Source organism: Sneathiella chinensis, assembly GCF_012720115.1.
GTDB lineage: Bacteria > Pseudomonadota > Alphaproteobacteria > Sneathiellales > Sneathiellaceae > Sneathiella > Sneathiella chinensis.
In genome coordinates this window covers 83,920-99,095 of record NZ_VNWN01000006.1, presented here as the reverse complement: position 1 = coordinate 99,095, position 15,176 = coordinate 83,920, and the positions used below count along the sequence as shown (strand labels likewise).

General features: G+C 59.2%; 14 protein-coding genes and 1 pseudogene. 4 read left to right on the top strand and 11 right to left on the bottom strand.

All coding sequences use genetic code 11. The annotated features are described in order from the left end of the window. Positions 1 to 2 precede the first annotated feature (2 nt). The 3 genes from dctP to FQB27_RS10535 are packed head-to-tail and all read right to left on the bottom strand — an operon-like array spanning position 3 to position 3,141. Positions 3 to 1,001 carry a TRAP transporter substrate-binding protein DctP gene (gene dctP / locus FQB27_RS10545; RefSeq protein WP_206374557.1) on the bottom strand — a complete coding sequence of 333 codons (999 nt, stop codon included), beginning with the start codon at positions 999 to 1,001 and terminating at the stop codon, positions 3 to 5. A 12-nt stretch (positions 1,002 to 1,013) separates the two neighbouring features. Beyond that, positions 1,014 to 1,988, bottom strand: a complete 975-nt coding sequence (locus tag FQB27_RS10540; protein ID WP_169561352.1) for a beta/alpha barrel domain-containing protein — start codon at positions 1,986 to 1,988, stop codon at positions 1,014 to 1,016. Position 1,989: 1 nt separating this feature from the next. Then, positions 1,990 to 3,141: a CaiB/BaiF CoA transferase family protein gene (locus FQB27_RS10535; RefSeq protein WP_169561015.1), complete on the bottom strand. Its 1,152-nt coding sequence runs from the start codon at positions 3,139 to 3,141 to the stop codon at positions 1,990 to 1,992. 122 nt (positions 3,142 to 3,263) lie between these two features. On the opposite strand from FQB27_RS10535, the gene FQB27_RS10530 reads away from it, so the two are divergent. Continuing rightward, positions 3,264 to 4,196, top strand: coding sequence for a LysR family transcriptional regulator (locus FQB27_RS10530; RefSeq protein ID WP_169561014.1), 933 nt, complete (start codon positions 3,264 to 3,266; stop codon positions 4,194 to 4,196). A gap of 27 nt (positions 4,197 to 4,223) precedes the next feature. On the opposite strand, the gene FQB27_RS10525 is transcribed toward FQB27_RS10530, so the two are convergent. Then, entirely contained in the window at positions 4,224 to 4,799 is a 576-nt protein-coding gene (locus FQB27_RS10525; RefSeq protein ID WP_169561013.1) for a helix-turn-helix domain-containing protein, read from the bottom strand. Between the two features lie 111 nt (positions 4,800 to 4,910). On the opposite strand from FQB27_RS10525, the gene FQB27_RS10520 reads away from it, so the two are divergent. Continuing rightward, positions 4,911 to 6,110 carry a benzoate/H(+) symporter BenE family transporter gene (locus FQB27_RS10520; protein WP_169561012.1) on the top strand — a complete coding sequence of 400 codons (1,200 nt, stop codon included), beginning with the start codon at positions 4,911 to 4,913 and terminating at the stop codon, positions 6,108 to 6,110. On the opposite strand, the gene FQB27_RS10515 is transcribed toward FQB27_RS10520, so the two are convergent. From FQB27_RS10515 to FQB27_RS10485, 7 genes and pseudogenes are all read right to left on the bottom strand, one after another. After that, complete coding sequence (locus FQB27_RS10515; protein ID WP_169561011.1) at positions 6,089 to 6,718, bottom strand: glutathione S-transferase family protein; 630 nt, start codon at positions 6,716 to 6,718, stop codon at positions 6,089 to 6,091. The genes FQB27_RS10520 and FQB27_RS10515 overlap by 22 nt on opposite strands. 136 nt (positions 6,719 to 6,854) lie before the next feature. After that, on the bottom strand, positions 6,855 to 7,430 hold the full coding sequence (locus FQB27_RS10510) for a TetR/AcrR family transcriptional regulator (protein ID WP_169561010.1): 576 nt from the start codon (positions 7,428 to 7,430) through the stop codon (positions 6,855 to 6,857). 97 nt (positions 7,431 to 7,527) lie between these two features. After that, positions 7,528 to 8,319, bottom strand: a complete 792-nt coding sequence (locus FQB27_RS10505; RefSeq protein WP_169561009.1) for a 3-hydroxybutyrate dehydrogenase — start codon at positions 8,317 to 8,319, stop codon at positions 7,528 to 7,530. A gap of 119 nt (positions 8,320 to 8,438) precedes the next feature. After that, positions 8,439 to 9,689 carry an MFS transporter gene (locus tag FQB27_RS10500; protein ID WP_169561008.1) on the bottom strand — a complete coding sequence of 417 codons (1,251 nt, stop codon included), beginning with the start codon at positions 9,687 to 9,689 and terminating at the stop codon, positions 8,439 to 8,441. A 96-nt stretch (positions 9,690 to 9,785) separates the two neighbouring features. Beyond that, positions 9,786 to 10,991, bottom strand: a complete 1,206-nt coding sequence (locus tag FQB27_RS10495; protein ID WP_169561007.1) for an MFS transporter — start codon at positions 10,989 to 10,991, stop codon at positions 9,786 to 9,788. Positions 10,992 to 11,097: 106 nt separating this feature from the next. Continuing rightward, a pseudogene (locus tag FQB27_RS16950) lies at positions 11,098 to 11,878 on the bottom strand (permease). 53 nt (positions 11,879 to 11,931) lie between these two features. After that, positions 11,932 to 12,231 carry an ArsR/SmtB family transcription factor gene (locus FQB27_RS10485; RefSeq protein ID WP_169561006.1) on the bottom strand — a complete coding sequence of 100 codons (300 nt, stop codon included), beginning with the start codon at positions 12,229 to 12,231 and terminating at the stop codon, positions 11,932 to 11,934. A 184-nt stretch (positions 12,232 to 12,415) separates the two neighbouring features. Here FQB27_RS10485 and FQB27_RS10480 point away from each other — a divergent pair, with 184 nt between their 5' ends. Continuing rightward, a complete protein-coding gene (locus FQB27_RS10480) occupies positions 12,416 to 14,335 on the top strand; it encodes a flavin-containing monooxygenase (RefSeq protein ID WP_169561005.1) in 1,920 nt (639 codons plus the stop codon). A gap of 129 nt (positions 14,336 to 14,464) precedes the next feature. Then, complete coding sequence (locus FQB27_RS10475) at positions 14,465 to 15,127, top strand: alternative oxidase (RefSeq protein ID WP_169561004.1); 663 nt, start codon at positions 14,465 to 14,467, stop codon at positions 15,125 to 15,127. Positions 15,128 to 15,176 lie beyond the last annotated feature (49 nt).

Below are 15,176 nucleotides of genomic sequence, written 5' to 3'. Positions count from 1 at the left end.
AATTAGAGTTTTGAAATCAGCTCAAGCAGCTTTTTGCCATCTTCGCCGCTGGCTTCACCGAAGGCCTTGTCGAATGCCGGAGACATGTAGGCTTTCAGCGCCTCAATTTCCTCATCCGTTGCCATATGCACTTTCATGCCGGCCTTGGCCAGCTCGTCAGGGGCGGATGCGGCGGATTCTTCAGACGCCTCGATGGCCCATGCGGCGGCTTTCCGGCCTGCTTCCTGAACGGCCTGCTTGCCCTTGTCGGACAGCCCGTCATACCATTTCGGGTTCACATAACCGTGGAAATACACGCTGAACAGCGGCAGAACGGTGACATGGTCCTGAACCTCGAAATATTTCCGGGTAACGGCTGCGGAAATATCGGTCAGGCCCGCATCGATCACGCCTGTGGACAGGGCCTGATAGACCTTGCTGCCGGACATGGCGGACGGTGCCGCGCCCATGGCGACAAACCCGGAATCCGGTACCGGACCCAGACCGCGGATTTTCACGCCTTCAAAATCTTCTGGCTTGATCAGCGGCTTGCCGCTGGATGTGATGGCGGTGCTGCGGGTGGTGAACATCCAGACAACGTTCTTCACGCCTTTTGTCAGCAGCTTTTCTTCCAGAAACGCGGCGGCCTCGGACCCTTCCCAGGCTTTCAGGGCGTCAAGACGGCTCACCGCGAACGGGCCCAATGTCACGTTCATGATCGGCAGGGTCTTGCCCCACTGCGGGTTGATGGAAAAGGCGCAATCGATGCTGCCCTTGGCAACGGCTGTTGCGTTCTGCTTTGCGTTGGTCAGGCTGTTTGTGCCGAAAACCTGAACGTCAATTTCCCCTTCGGACAGGGTTTCAATTTCAGCGGCCCAGCGGTCAATGACCTGTGCAATATGGTGGGCCGGCGGCAACTGGTGGCTGCACCGCATTTCGGTGGCCGCTGTTGCCGTTGATGCTGCGCCGGTGGCTCCCGCAAAAGCGGCAAGCCCCAGAGCCATTCCAAGAATTTTCTTCATGTTTCCTATCCCTTAAACTAAATCATTTCCACTGTCAGACACGTCCGTGTTGACGTGTTGCGTCAATGGCAATCCCGCCTTTGCCAGCGCCCCATACAGGGTCTCCGTTGGCATTTCACAAGACAGAACCTCACGCATTTCAATCAAAGATTTAACATCAATATCGATGTCCAATCCATTGGTTTTACACATAAAAACCAAATCTTCAAAAACCACATTTCCGGTCGCATTCGGGGCAAACGGGCATCCACCCAATCCCCCCATGGCGCCGTCAATAATGGTCGCCCCGGCGTCCAGCGCCGCCGCCGCATTGGCAAGACCCAGCCCCCGCGTATCATGCAGGTGGGCCCCCACCGGACGGCCGTCGGCCAAGGCCACAACCTGACGGGTCAGGGCCGCCACCTGACGGGGTCCGGCATATCCGACCGTATCGGCAATGCTGACCACATCCACACCGATGGCGTAACATTCCCTGGCCACGGCCAGAACCTCTTTCGGGTCCACCGCGCCGCTGATGGAACAGCCATAGGACATGGCCACCCCCACGGACACAACCGGCTTGTGCGCCGACTGATCCCGAAGCGAACACAGCTCCGCAATTTCGTTCAGGGTCTCGGCGCGGGTCCGGTTCACATTCGCCCGGTTATGCTCTTCCGAGGCGGACACCACACAGCCGATTTCCTCAATGCCTGTATCCAGCGCATTCAGCGCCCCGCGCTTGTTCAAAACCAGCGCACTGGCATGGGCACCCGGCAGGGTCGCAACAAACTCGATAATCTGTTCCACATCGGCAAAGGCCGGATAGCGGTCCTTCGGCAGGAACGATCCCACCTCGAAATGGCGGACACCGGCGTTATATTCGCGCTCGATCCATGTTTTCTTGCCCTCCGTGGACGGAAAGCTCTTCACCATCTGCAGACCATCGCGCAAGCCCACTTCCCGCAAGGAAATCCGGCCTTCCGGGTAAACGGCCCGAACCCGTTCCAGATCACGCATTGCCGGACCTCTTGATGCCAAGGTCGGCAAGAATGCGATCCGTATCCGCGCCCAGCTTGGGCACATCCAGTTCGCCAACCACATTGGCCCCGTCCATTTCCAGCGGCAAGGCCGGTGCACGGAAGGTCTGCCCATCCGTATTGGTCGAGGTAACAAGCCCCCCATCCCGCTGCACATGCGGGTCCTGATACAGGTCTTCCGGTGCATTGATCGGGGCGAAAGGAATGCTCAGTTCATCCAGTCGGCTCATCAGGTCGCCTGCATCCACCAGCGCCAGTTTTTCCGCCACCAGCGGAATGGTCCATGACCGCGCCTCGATCCGGTCGGTTGCCGTCTGCAACCGCTCGTCCTGCAACAGGTTTTCAAGGCCATAGGTCCGGCAGAAGGTCTGCCAGTGTCCATCGGTCACAACGCCAACAAACACCCGCTGGCCGTCGCGGGTATCAAAAATATCGTAAACCGGCCAGGCGTGGGTCCGCGCGGGCATCGGGGTTGAAGGCACGCCCGTCATGTCATACTGAACCATGTGCTGCGCCACCATCAGCAGGCAGTTCTCGAACAGGCCAACCCGGACATTCTTGCCCTCTCCGCTATTTCCCCGCTCCAGCAAGGCGCACAGGATGCCGATCACTCCGAACATGCCGCCCATGATATCATTGGCGGACGATCCCACCCGAAGGGGGCGTTCCCGCGATCCGGTCATCATGGCAAGGCCGCCCATCATCTGGACCACTTCATCCAGCGCCGGACGATGTTCATACGGGCCGGACAGGAACCCCTTGTGACCGGCAACAATCAGCCGGGGGAATTTCTCGCGCAGGGTCTCCGCATCGGCGCCGTAGGTCGCCAGCATCCCGTCCTTGAAATTCTCGACAAACACATCGGCGGTTTCCAGCAGGGCATAAAACGCCTCGCGATCCTCCGTCAGGGACAGGTCCAGAACAACGCTCTTCTTGCCGCGATTGAACAACGGGAAGAAAGAGGTCCCCATACCCCGCAAATCACGGGTCTTGTCTCCCTTGGGCGGTTCCACCTTGATCACCTCGGCACCAAGCTGGGCCAGGATCATGCCACAGGAAGGGCCCATCACCATGTGGCTCATCTCCACCACGCGGATACCGGAGAGGGGTAACGTCGACGTCATACTGATAATTTCCATCCGAAAAGGATTTTTGTAATTTGTGAAGCGATTACGCTATTGCCAAACTAATCTTCTTAAAAATATAATTAATTGATCAATTCGTTCTGGTTTTTAGATGGGTAGTCATGGACACACGCCAGCTTAGATATTACGCCGCCATATTCGAGCACCGGAACCTGTCCCGGGCCGCCAGCGAATGTAACGTCGCCCAGTCCGCCATCAGTCACCACCTGTCCAATCTTGAAACCGAACTGGGGGTCCAGCTTTTCATTCGCAAACCGCGGGGGATGGAACCGACGGCGGCGGGGATCAAGCTGTATGAACATGCCAAGCTGATCCTGCGGGCCATCGGCGCTGCGGAACAGGACATGAAGCAACTGTCTGACGAGGTCAGCGGCGATTTCGCCATTGGCCTGCCCTATTCCGTGATGCAGACCATTGCCCTCCCCCTCATGAAAACCGTGATGGAGGATTTCCCCAAGGTTCGCCTGTCCATTGTGGAAAGCCTGTCCGGCACCAACTTCTCGAACCTTCTGGCATCGGATGTGGATCTGGCCTTTTTCTATAACCCGCAAAAGGATGACCGCATCAGCATGGTCCCGATCCTTGAGGAACAAGTTCTCTGTGTTGGCAAGCGCGACATTGTGGGTGATACGGATGAGCCCCTGACGTTCGACCAGCTTACCACCCTGCCGGTTCTTCTTCTGCGTCAGGGGGTGTATTCGCGGGCGCTTGTGGACCGTCCGGCCCTGCTCACCAAGCTGGAGGCCAAGGCCCCCCTTCACCTCAATTCCGTGGCCGGGATCATTACCGGCCTGACGGCGGGGCTTGGCTGCACCATCGCCCCCAAGGTGTTTGTGGGCCAGCAACTACGGGATGGCATTCTTCACGCCCGTCCGGTCATCAAGCCGTCCCTCAGCCGCACTCTTTATATGGGCCACCTGCGGGAGCGTCCCTCCACCCGTCTTCAGGAAACCATGGTCGGGTTGCTGCGGACCCTTATTGCCAACGAGGTCAGGAAAGGCACATGGGAAGCCACCCTGTTTGAGGCTGGATAATCTCCCCCTCCCGGCCGCAGTCCGTTCCTATCGGCGTCCTGCCGGGTAGTGGATCACACACAAAAATACGGCCTTCTCGTCCGCCCGGTTACGGTATCCATGCTCCCGATCGCCTGCGAACCGCAGGGATTGCCCTTGTGCGAGGGGGTGCCACACACCTTCCGACAGGATTTCCGGCTGCCCCTCCAGAACGGTGACAAACTCGACAACGCCCGGCTCGTGGGGCTCGGAAATGCGCTCGTATCCGGGCCGCAGCGTCAGTTCAAGATACTCGAACCCGAACCGCTCCTCATAGGGGAACAGCGGCGCCACGGCCAATCCCTCGCCCGCTGCATCGCGCCGCATCCGGTCGGCATCCCGGCGCAAGGTCTCCCGATACTCGGTGTTGTCCGGCACCGCCTCAATCAGGGACGACAACGACATTTCCAGCCCCGTGGCGATTTTCCATAACGTGGCGACCGTGGGGCTGCTTTCGCCGCGCTCGATCTGGCCCAGCATGGCCTTGCTCACGCCGGTCTGCTCCGCCGCCCGGTCCAAACTCCAGCCCAGCACCTTTCGCCGAGCCTTCAGGGTTTTCGATAGATGGGCCGCCTGTTCCTGCATACCGCCTCAACCTCACATAAAAAAGACTTGTGCGCTATAACGCACGATCTTATGGTATTGCCATTGTGCGCTATAACGCACATCCGATCAAGCTGCTGGACGAGGCCCGCAATGCTGAAATTTTTTGCCCCCACCTATGTGATCTCGGGATTTGTTGCGGTTCTGGTTGGCTATACCAGTGCAGCGGCCATCGTGTTTCAGGCGGCGGCGGCGGGCGGGGCCACCCCGGATATCATTGCCTCATGGATGTGGGCGCTTGGTCTTGGCATGGGGATCAGTGGCATCGGGCTTTCCCTGTTCTATCGGGTGCCCATCATCATCGCCTGGTCTACGCCCGGCGCCGCCCTGTTGGTGACCAGCCTGCCCGGTATTCCCATGGGGGACGCCGTTGGCGCCTTTTTGTTCAGTTCCCTGCTTCTGACCCTTTTCGGGGTGACCGGTTGGTTTGAAAAGATCATGAAGATCATTCCCATGCCGCTGGCCTCGGCCATGCTGGCCGGGGTTCTGGTGCGCTTTGGTCTGGATATTTTTGTGGCCATGGAAAGCCGCTTTGCCCTGATCGCGCTGATGCTGGTCGTGTATCTGGCGGGACGGCGGTTTTCTCCCCGCTATGCCATTCCGGCCACGTTTCTGGCCGGTGTCCTGATGGCCACAGCCGAGGGGCGCATGGGGGCCCTGTCCCTTGACTTTGCCCTCACCCTGCCCGTTTTCACCCTGCCCAGCTTTTCCCTATCGACCCTTATCGGGGTGGGGCTGCCGCTTTTTATTGTCACCATGGCATCGCAAAACATTCCGGGTGTTGCAGTCCTGCGCGCCCACGGCTACCAGACCCCGGCCTCGCCCCTCATTGCGTGGGCGGGGGCGATCGGTCTGCCGCTGGCCCCGTTTGGCGGCTATGCCTTCAATCTGGCGGCGATCACGGCGGCGCTTTGCATGGGGGATACCGTTCATTCGGACCGGGACAAACGCTATCCGGCGGCGGTTTGGGCTGGTCTGTTTTACATGCTGCTGGGCCTGTTCGGGGCACTGGTCGCCGGGGTGCTGGGCATGTTCCCTGCGGACCTGATCATGGGCATTGCCGGACTGGCCCTGCTCGGCACCATCGGCAACAGTCTGGCCGCAGCGGTTACCGACGAAGACAGCCGCGAGGCTGCCTTCCTCACCTTTCTCGTGACCGCGTCGGGCATGAGCCTGCTCAGCATCGGCGCGCCGTTCTGGGGGCTGGTGATCGGCCTTACCGCGCACCATCTGCTCCGCTTTCGCCCCCTTGGCGATATTCGTGCCCTGTTCTATCGCGGACCGAAGGCGTAATCACCGCCCTTTTCCAGGGCCCGGACATAGGCCGGGCGGGTCTGGATGCGCGCAACGAAGCCAGCCAGATTGGGGAACCTGTCCAGCGCCCGATTGGCGTTCGCGGCTTCCAGCGGGAAAGACAGCATGATATCCGCCCCGGTCAGATCTTCGCCGACGAAATAATCCCGATCCCCCAGCGCCGCCGCCATATAGCCGAAATGGTTCGCTGTTTCCGAATTGATCCGGGGCATCAACGGTTCCGCCGCCTCGCCAAGGCGGCTGGCGTACAGGCGCAACAGCATCGGCGTCATGGCCGACCCCTCGGCATAATGGATCCATTCCACATACCGGTTATAGTCGGGCGTCGCCACCGCGGGCGCCAGTCGCCCGTTACCATAGGTTCGGATCAGGTAATCCACGATGGCCCCGGATTCATGGATGACCACCGCCCCATCCTCAAGAACCGGGGACTTGCCGAGGGGATGAATTTTCTTCAAGGCCTCCGGGGCCAGACGGGTTGTGGCATCCCGTTCATAGCGGACCACCTCGTAAGTCAGTCCCAGTTCTTCCAGAAGCCAGAGAATCCGCTGCGAACGGGAATCCTGCAAATGATGTACCCTGATCATGTAAACACCCTTTCCTGTCTGCCCCCAGTTTTAAAATGATCGTTCCAAAACCCTGTTTTTTCGTCTTTTACCCTCTTTTTTCGGCTTTTTACCGACTTTTGACAGTTTTCAACTTTTTTGACTTTTTCTGGCCGTCTCAGTCCAGAAGACGCGCAACCAGATCGAGACTGTTTTCGTGCCAGTCCGTATTCGGGTCCGTTTTCAGTTTAAGGATAATCCCGGAAAGGATCAGGGCAAGGTCGCCAGCCAATTGAGCCGGGTTCTTGTCCGCGGGCACATCTCCCTGCTGCTGCGCCCGGAGGATGGCATCCTTCAGGGCGCCTTCGATCAGGGTTTGGGTCTGGCGCGCTTTTTCCGCGATCCGCCCCGAGTGATTGTCAAGGTCACAGGCTGTATTGACCAGCAGGCAGCCCATGGACCGGGTTTCCGCCGGGCGTTTCAGGGCATCGCGAAAATAGTTCATGATCCCGGCGCGGGCCTGCTCCGCTTCCAGAAAATCCCGCACCCGCCGAAGGGAAACCCGTTCCAGATAGAAATCGAAGCAACGCTCGAAAAGCTGTTCCTTGTTGCCGAAACTGTTATACAAACTGCCGGTTGCCAGTTCCGTGGCCCGTTCCAGATCGCGCATACTGGTCGCCGCATAGCCCTGCCGCCAGAAACAGCGCATGGCTTGCGTCAGAACATAATCCTCGTCGAATTCAAGTGGCCGCACGGTCCGCCCTGCCCCTAACAGTTTCCCATGGTTTTAAAGCGATTGTTTCAAAACCGGAAAAAACTGTCAAATCACAATTCCCGCAAGCCCGTGCGCCTTATTGGGCGCTCCATCCCCCGTCCATGGTGAGGGTGGTACCGGTCATGTTGTTGGCGGCGGGGCTGCACAGGAACGCGGCCGCATCGGCCAGTTCCTCCGGCGCGGTGAAGCGCAGGCTGGGCTCCTTGGAGGATAGCAGCTTGCGCGCCGCTTCCGCCGTGTCCAGCCCTTCGCGGGCGGCCAGCGCATCGATCTGCGCCTCGACCAGCGGGGTCCGTACCCAACCGGGACACAGGGCATTGCAGGTGATATTGGCCGTGGCATTTTCCAGCGCCGTGACCTTGGTCAGGCCGATAATGCCGTGCTTTGCCGCCACATAGGCGGATTTTTCAACGGACCCGACCAGCCCATGCACGGACGCCACATTGATGATGCGCCCGAAATCCCGTTCTTTCATCCCCGGCAACGCCGCGGCAGAAGCATGAAAGGCACTGGACAGGTTGATGGCGATAATGGCATCCCAGCGATCGCGCGGAAAATCCTCGACCCGGTCGGTATGCTGAATACCGGCGTTATTGACCAGAATGTCCAGCGCCCCGAACTTTTCTTCGGTGGTGCGGATCATGGCCTGAATGGCATCCGGGTCCAGCATGTTGGCCCCTTCATAATGGACCGGCTTGGCCGAAACGCTGGCAATATCCTTGCGCGCCGCCTCAAGGGCAGCCTCATCGCCGAGACCATTGATCACAACCTGCGCCCCGAGACGGGCAAAATTCTTGGCCATCGCCAACCCGATCCCACTTGTGGACCCGGTCACCAGGGCGACTTTTCCAGACAGTTCTGCAACCATTTTTGCTCTCCCGATAGCAAGGATATGATAAAGGATGAAGGGCGACGCCCGTTACCGCCGCCTAAAGTGAAGCCAGCCCGGCGTCCCGTCAAGCCCCCATATGGGCACCGCCGGACCCGTCAGGCGAACTGACGGGCCTGAATGGGGCCTTCCTTGACCGGCAGATGGATCACGGCGGAAAACGCCCCGACGCCCACGCCAACCCACCACACCAGATCATAGGAGCCGAACTGGTCATACAGGGTGCCGCCCAGCCAAACCCCAAGGAAGGAGCCAAGCTGGTGGGAGAAGAAGACAATGCCGTACAGGGTTCCCATATATTTGAGGCCATAGATTTCCGCCACCAACCCGGAGGTCAGCGGAACCGTCGCCAGCCACAAGGACCCCATCACCACGGAGAACACAAGAACAGTCGTCGGCGTCATGGGCATCATGATAAAGGCGCCCGCCGCAAGGGTCCGCCCCACATAGATTGCGGCCAGCAGGTATTTCTTGGAATAATGCTTGCCAAGGGCACCAGCCGCCAGCGTCCCCATGATATTGGCCGCCCCGATCACGGCAATGGAAAAGGCCCCAAGCGCCGATGTTGTATTGATCCCCAAACTGGCCATCAGACTGCCCGGTTCGATCGCCGCGCAAGCCTCGGTCACGAAGGCGGGGAAATGGGCGGTCACAAAGGCAAGCTGGAACCCACAGGAAAAGAAGCCGAGGAAAATCATGCTGTAGGACGGATCATAGAACGCCTTCCGCAAGACCTCACCCATGGTTTCCTCGCGGGCAGAGGCGACAACAGCGCCCCCTTCCGCCCGCATCATGGGCAGCACGACCAGAACCGCCATGATGGAGACAGCAAAGATCAGGAAGACGGAGGACCAGTTCATGAAGTCGAGGAAATAGGCGGCCACAGGCGGGCCGATGATTTGCCCGGCAGAGCCTGCCGCCGTTGCAATGCCAAGGGTCATGGACCGGTTTTCATCGGACGCGGCCCGGCCAACAACGGCCAGAATAACCCCGAAGCCGGTTCCGGCAATCCCGAAGCCGACCAGAATTTCATAGAATTGATGCGCCTCGGGCGTGACGGCAAAACTGGACAGCACCAACCCAAGCGCATAGACCACCGCCCCCAGCACAAGGGCCAGACGTTCCCCAAACCGTTCAGCCAACGCCCCGAACAGGGGCTGGCCAATTCCCCAGGCCAGGTTCTGAATGGCAATCGCCAATGAGAATTCAGAGCGCAGCCAGCCAAATTCTTCGGCAATGGGAATCTGGAACACACCGAAACTGGCGCGAATGGAAAACCCGGTCATCAGGATCAGGCACCCGGCAACCAGTACCGGTGTGACAAGGCTATTTCCCCGTGTGCTGCTCATATCTTTTCTCATTCCTTATTAAGAGAATGCTTTCTAACCGGAAAATTTTCTGAGCACCACCGGAAAAGAGTGCAATTTACCTTTGCGTCCTGCGCATTATTCCAAGGGGTTGGTCCGACTGATATGCACAGCGCACAAAAACAGCGCCAGCCCGATCCCCGCCGCACCGATCAGGTAGCGGATCATCAGGTCATAGCCGCCCACCTCCCAGATGAGGGAACCGATCACCGCCGCAAAGGCCGAGCCGACCTGAATGGGAACGAACTGTACCCCGGATTTCAGGCCGAAATCCCGCGCCCCCAGCAAATCTCGCGAGACCACCGGCTTGATAATGCTGATGACCCCGTTTCCGGTTCCCTGAAGAAAAATGAACAGCGGCAACAGGGCCATGTAAGACGCCGTTCCCAGCAGGCAGAGCGCCGCCGCCCCCAGTGACAGAAAACAGAAGGCCAGCGTCAGGATATTGTTGAGATACCGTTCCGCCATCATGATAACCAAGCGGCCAAGAACCTGCATGGGACCGATAAAGGACACCGCCAGAATGGCAAGGTCCGGGTCCACCCCCTTTTCATCCAGCAGGGGAAGCATGTGGGTGCCAAGCGCGGCGTTTGCCATCAGGGGCAAGGTCATGCCGATGGCCAGCAGCCAGAAAACCGGATGCCACAAAAACCGGTAGGCATGGCCCGTCGGCCCCGATGCAGCCGGATCGGGTGCCCTTAAATGGGCGCCCGATGCCTCGATCCGGCGGGCCCCGGCCCACATCAGGGGCACCCCGATCAGCAGGATCATGGCCGCAAAGGCAAGCGCCGAGACCCGCCAGCCCGCCAGTTCGGAAATGGCATGGTTGAGCGGAAAGGACACGGTGCTGGCAAACCCGGCCACCAGCGTGACCAGAGTGATCGCCCGTTTCGCCCCCTCCCCCTTGTTGCGGATCAGGAAGGAGAAACAGGGCTGATACAGACTGGTCCCCATACACAGGCCAATCCCGGCCCAGAGCAGATAAAAGGGAACCAGCGTTTCGACCAGCGCCAGCATGGCAACCAGAACCCCGCCAACCACACCGCCGCCTGCCAGCATATGCGGCCCGTATCCCCGGTCATTCAGCCGCCCGGACAAGGGCGAGACCAGCGCCGAGGCCACCAACGCCATCATCAGCGCCCCGGTGATTTCAGCCTTGGACCAGCCCAAACCGCTTTCCCAGCGGATTATCAGCGCCGGAAACAGGTAAAAAAGCCCGGCCCAGAAGAGGGTCTGTCCAAGGGCAAGGCACCAGACCGGCCCACTGCCTTTTAAAAAGGTCATGAAAAGCAACTCGCCATTGAAAAGGTTCTTGTTCTTTCTTTTTTGTCACAGTACGGGAAATGCCCGAACCGGACAATTCCCTTTAGCGTCGGGAGCCGCGCTGCCCCTAGCCCACCCAGAGCTGATACAGCAGGCCGCTGCCAATGGCACCGCCAAGGGCCAACACAAGATAGAGCAGAAATACGGGCCGCTTGACCAGCGCAAACACGGCCACCGCCGCCGGGATGGAGGTCACACCCCCCGCCACCAAAAAGGCAAGCCCGGCCCCCGGCGCCATGCCCTGCCCCATCAACCCGCCGACAAGTGGCAGGGCCGCATAGCCGTTCAGATAGGCTGGCACGCCGACGAATGCCGCCGTAAAAACCGGAGCAATACCGCCGCCGCCCAGCACCCCGATCCCGATGGCCGCCAATGTCTTGGCCACGGCAAACTCAACCCCCAGCACGCCGCTGGTCAGCAGGAACATGGAAGGGTCCATCACCGGCGAGGCCAGCCAGAAGGCCATCACCGCAGACAGCGGCACCCCCATGCTGAGCAGGGCGGCAATCAGGGGGATCACCCCGCAGGAACAGAAAGGCGACAGCCCCCCCTGCGAGGGCCGCCAGAAAAATCATCAGGACGGGCGAGCCGACAAAGGCCCGCGAGACAAGCCCATCAGCCCCGGTTGCCCCCAGCCACGCCGCCAGCCCGATGGACAGCAGGATATAGGGGAATGTCTGAACCAGATTGCGGGCGACAAAAACCGCACTGTCCGCCCCTTGCGCGGGGGAGACGACAAACAAACCCGCCAGCACCGCCGCCGACACCAGCCAGACCCGATGATCCTGCCAGAGGCGGTGCACCAACAGGGCCAGTGGCTTTTGCGAAGTTTCTGCGATCACACCCATACCGATATCCCTAATTTTATAGTTTTATAAGAACAAAAAAATGCCTGCCCGCGTCAGGGAGACCCCACCCCGGCGCAGCAATTCTCGGTCAGGAACCCGGTGACTTTCCGCATGGCGTGATAGTCGGCCCGATTATAGATTTCGCGGCCCCGCCGATCCTGAAGAACCAGACCGGCACTGACAAGGGTGCCAAGATGATGGGCCAGCGTGGATGGCGGGATTTTGAGATGGGTGCCAATTTCGCCCACATTCAGCCCCTGATCCCCGGCCTGCACCAGCAGACGATAGATGGCGAGGCGACTGTCATGCCCAAGGGCCGCAAGGGCCTTTGCGATATCCTGATGTTTTTCCATACATATCCAAATAACCGGATTTATGGTTTTGTCAAGGAGACACTGCTTCCCGCCCTCCCCTCAAACAGTGTTTTCTTGATTTCTTTACTTGCATATGCAGGAGACATTCACCTTAAATGAAAGCAACCACCATGTTGATCCGTTCACCAGACAAGACCGGGGGAAACCGGCACGAGGGCGAGAAATGACAACAGAGAACAGCTTGCAGGGCGCCACGGATGCCGACCTGAAATCCGCACTGGACGCCGCCAATATCCCCACCCTGATGATGGTACTGACCCAACTGACCGGGGACAGGAGCCTGTTTTCGGACGGGCAGGTCCCCTCTCGCAGTCTGGAAGGGGTGCGGCGCATCAGCGAGGAACGCCAAAAGGAAATCCGGGACCAAGCCTTTCACACGCTTCGCGACCTTCGGGACGGCAAGCTGACACCGCCGCCCTTGCCCTCAAAGGAGACGCTGCGGGAATTGCTGTCCCTTTATGTGGGGGAGCCGGTGGGGGCCGAATTCGTTCCCATGTTCCTTGAGGATATGGGCTTTATCGATCCGCTGACCACCCATATCCAGTGGCAAACGCCCCAGCCCCAAGCCCGCAAGGACGATTATTCCTGCCTGATCATCGGCAGCGGCATGTCCGGCATCTGCATGGCCATCCACCTGAAACAGGCGGGTATCCCCTTCACCCTGATCGAGAAAAACGACCGGGCCGGCGGTACTTGGTACCAGAATACCTATCCGGCCTGCGGGGTGGATACCCCGAACCATTTCTATTCCTTCTCGTTCGCGCCCAATGCGGACTGGTCCGGATATTATTCCAAGCGGGACGAGTTGTTCGCCTATCTTCTGAAGGTTGCGGATGCCTATGGCATTACCCCGCATATCCAATTCAACACGACCGTGACCGAGGCGTCCTACGATGAGGCGGCCCATCGCTGGCAGGTCACCGTTCAGGACCCGGATGGCAGCGAACAGGTCCTGGACAGCCGGTTCCTGATTTCCGCCACGGGGCAACTGAACCGCCCGTCCGTTCCCGATTTTCCGGGCAAGGAAACATTCAAGGGGCCAGCCTTTCATTCTGCGGAATGGCGGCAGGATGTGGACCTTTCGGGCAAGCGGGTGGCCGTGATCGGGACCGGCGCATCGGCCATGCAACTTTGTCCTGCCATTGCGCCGGAGGTTGCGGAACTGACCATTTTCCAGCGCAGCAAACACTGGATTCGCATTCTGCCCGATTATCACCGCACGGTCAGCGACGCCAAGAAATGGCTGCTGCGACACGTGCCCTTTTACCAGAACTGGTACCGGTTCAAGCTGTTCTGGGGATATGGGGACGGTTTGTGGGAAAGCCTGAAGAAAGACCCGGACTGGCCCCACCCGGAGCGGGCCGTCAACGCGGAAAATGACCGCCACCGCCAGATTTACGTCCGGCATCTGGAACAGGCACTGGACCGAAACCCGGAGCTGATGGACAAGGTCATCCCCGATTACCCGCCCTTTTCAAAGCGGATGCTGATCGACAACTACTGGTGCGAGATGCTGAAACGGGACAATGTGGATCTGGTCTCTGCCGGTGTGGACCGGCTGACCGCGGAGGGCATTGTGGATACCAACGGCGACGCCCGCGATTTTGATGCCATTATTTATGCCACCGGTTTCAAGGCGGGGGAATTGCTGTTTCCCATGACCCTCCAGGGCCGGGGCGGTGTCCGACTGCACGACCAGTGGCAGGACGACCCCCGCGCCTATCTTGGCATGACCACACCGGGGTTCCCCAACATGTTCATCCTGTATGGCCCGAACACCAATCTGGCCCACGGCGGCAGCACGATCTTTCAGGTGGAATGCCAGACCCGATACATCACCAAGTCCATCATGGGCATGATCGAGGCGGACAGGACGGAACTGGAAATCCGAAAGGATATTCATGACGAATATAACCGCACCGTGGACGACATTCACAACGGGATGATCTGGACCCATCCGGATGTGGGAAGCTGGTACAAGAACAGCGAAGGCAGGATTGTGGCCAACACGCCGTGGCGGTTGGTGGATTACTGGTCCCTCACCTATGATACGGACCTGACGAAATATCATCTGGCCGGGTGAAACCGTCCAAAATCTGACAAACCTGCATGTATGGCAGAATGCCGCAGCGGCATCCTGCCACACTCTTTTTTCCATCAGGCGGATTATATTCAAGGCATTGAGTGGATTACCCAAGAAAAGGAGATGAGCATGTCATCCCCCACCGCCAAAAGCCTGCCAGAACCGATCAACCTGACGCGCCATCACAAGCCGACCGGCCTCAGCGACAGGGTCGCCCTTGGTATTGTTCGCGTCCTGCGTTTCTCTGCTGACCTGTTTTTTCGCAAGCGATACGGTCACCGGGCCGTGGTTCTGGAAACCGTGGCCGCCGTGCCCGGCATGGTCGGTGGCCTGCTGCAACACCTGAAGGCCATCCGTCATATCCGCGACGATCAGGGCTGGATTCGCACCCTTCTGGACGAAGCGGAAAACGAGCGTATGCACCTGATGACCTTTGTCGAGATCACCAAGCCGTCCGTGTTTGAGCGGGCGCTGATCATGACGGTTCAGGCGGTTTTCTATAACGTCTTTTTCTTCCTGTATCTGTTCGCGCCGAAAACGGCCCACCGGGTTGTCGGTTATTTCGAGGAAGAAGCTGTTATCAGCTATACCCGGTATCTTCAGGAAATTGACGATGGGTATCACGAGAACGTGCCCGCCCCGGATATCGCCATCGAATATTGGAACCTGCCGCCAACCGCCCGCCTTCGGGATGTGGTTCTGGCCGTGCGGGAGGATGAGGCCGGTCACCGGGATGTCAATCATGACTTCGCCTGTACACTGGCCGCCCGCGAACGGACAGCGACGGCCTGACCCCCTGCCTCTTTTCTTTGGCAACAGACCATAAAAAAACCTCCCCTCA

What these genes read in the sequence shown, in the direction of transcription:
- dctP (WP_206374557.1), bottom strand. Translation starts at nt 1,001, where the DNA reads ATGAAGAAAATTCTTGGAATGGCTCTGGGGCTTGCCGCTTTTGCGGGA.
- FQB27_RS10535 (WP_169561015.1), bottom strand. Translation starts at nt 3,141, where the DNA reads ATGACGTCGACGTTACCCCTCTCCGGTATCCGCGTGGTGGAGATGAGC.
- FQB27_RS10530 (WP_169561014.1), top strand. Translation starts at nt 3,264, where the DNA reads ATGGACACACGCCAGCTTAGATATTACGCCGCCATATTCGAGCACCGG.
- FQB27_RS10525 (WP_169561013.1), bottom strand. Translation starts at nt 4,799, where the DNA reads ATGCAGGAACAGGCGGCCCATCTATCGAAAACCCTGAAGGCTCGGCGA.
- FQB27_RS10520 (WP_169561012.1), top strand. Translation starts at nt 4,911, where the DNA reads ATGCTGAAATTTTTTGCCCCCACCTATGTGATCTCGGGATTTGTTGCG.
- FQB27_RS10515 (WP_169561011.1), bottom strand. Translation starts at nt 6,718, where the DNA reads ATGATCAGGGTACATCATTTGCAGGATTCCCGTTCGCAGCGGATTCTC.
- FQB27_RS10505 (WP_169561009.1), bottom strand. Translation starts at nt 8,319, where the DNA reads ATGGTTGCAGAACTGTCTGGAAAAGTCGCCCTGGTGACCGGGTCCACA.
- FQB27_RS10500 (WP_169561008.1), bottom strand. Translation starts at nt 9,689, where the DNA reads ATGAGCAGCACACGGGGAAATAGCCTTGTCACACCGGTACTGGTTGCC.
- FQB27_RS10495 (WP_169561007.1), bottom strand. Translation starts at nt 10,991, where the DNA reads ATGACCTTTTTAAAAGGCAGTGGGCCGGTCTGGTGCCTTGCCCTTGGA.
- FQB27_RS10485 (WP_169561006.1), bottom strand. Translation starts at nt 12,231, where the DNA reads ATGGAAAAACATCAGGATATCGCAAAGGCCCTTGCGGCCCTTGGGCAT.
- FQB27_RS10480 (WP_169561005.1), top strand. Translation starts at nt 12,416, where the DNA reads ATGACAACAGAGAACAGCTTGCAGGGCGCCACGGATGCCGACCTGAAA.
- FQB27_RS10475 (WP_169561004.1), top strand. Translation starts at nt 14,465, where the DNA reads ATGTCATCCCCCACCGCCAAAAGCCTGCCAGAACCGATCAACCTGACG.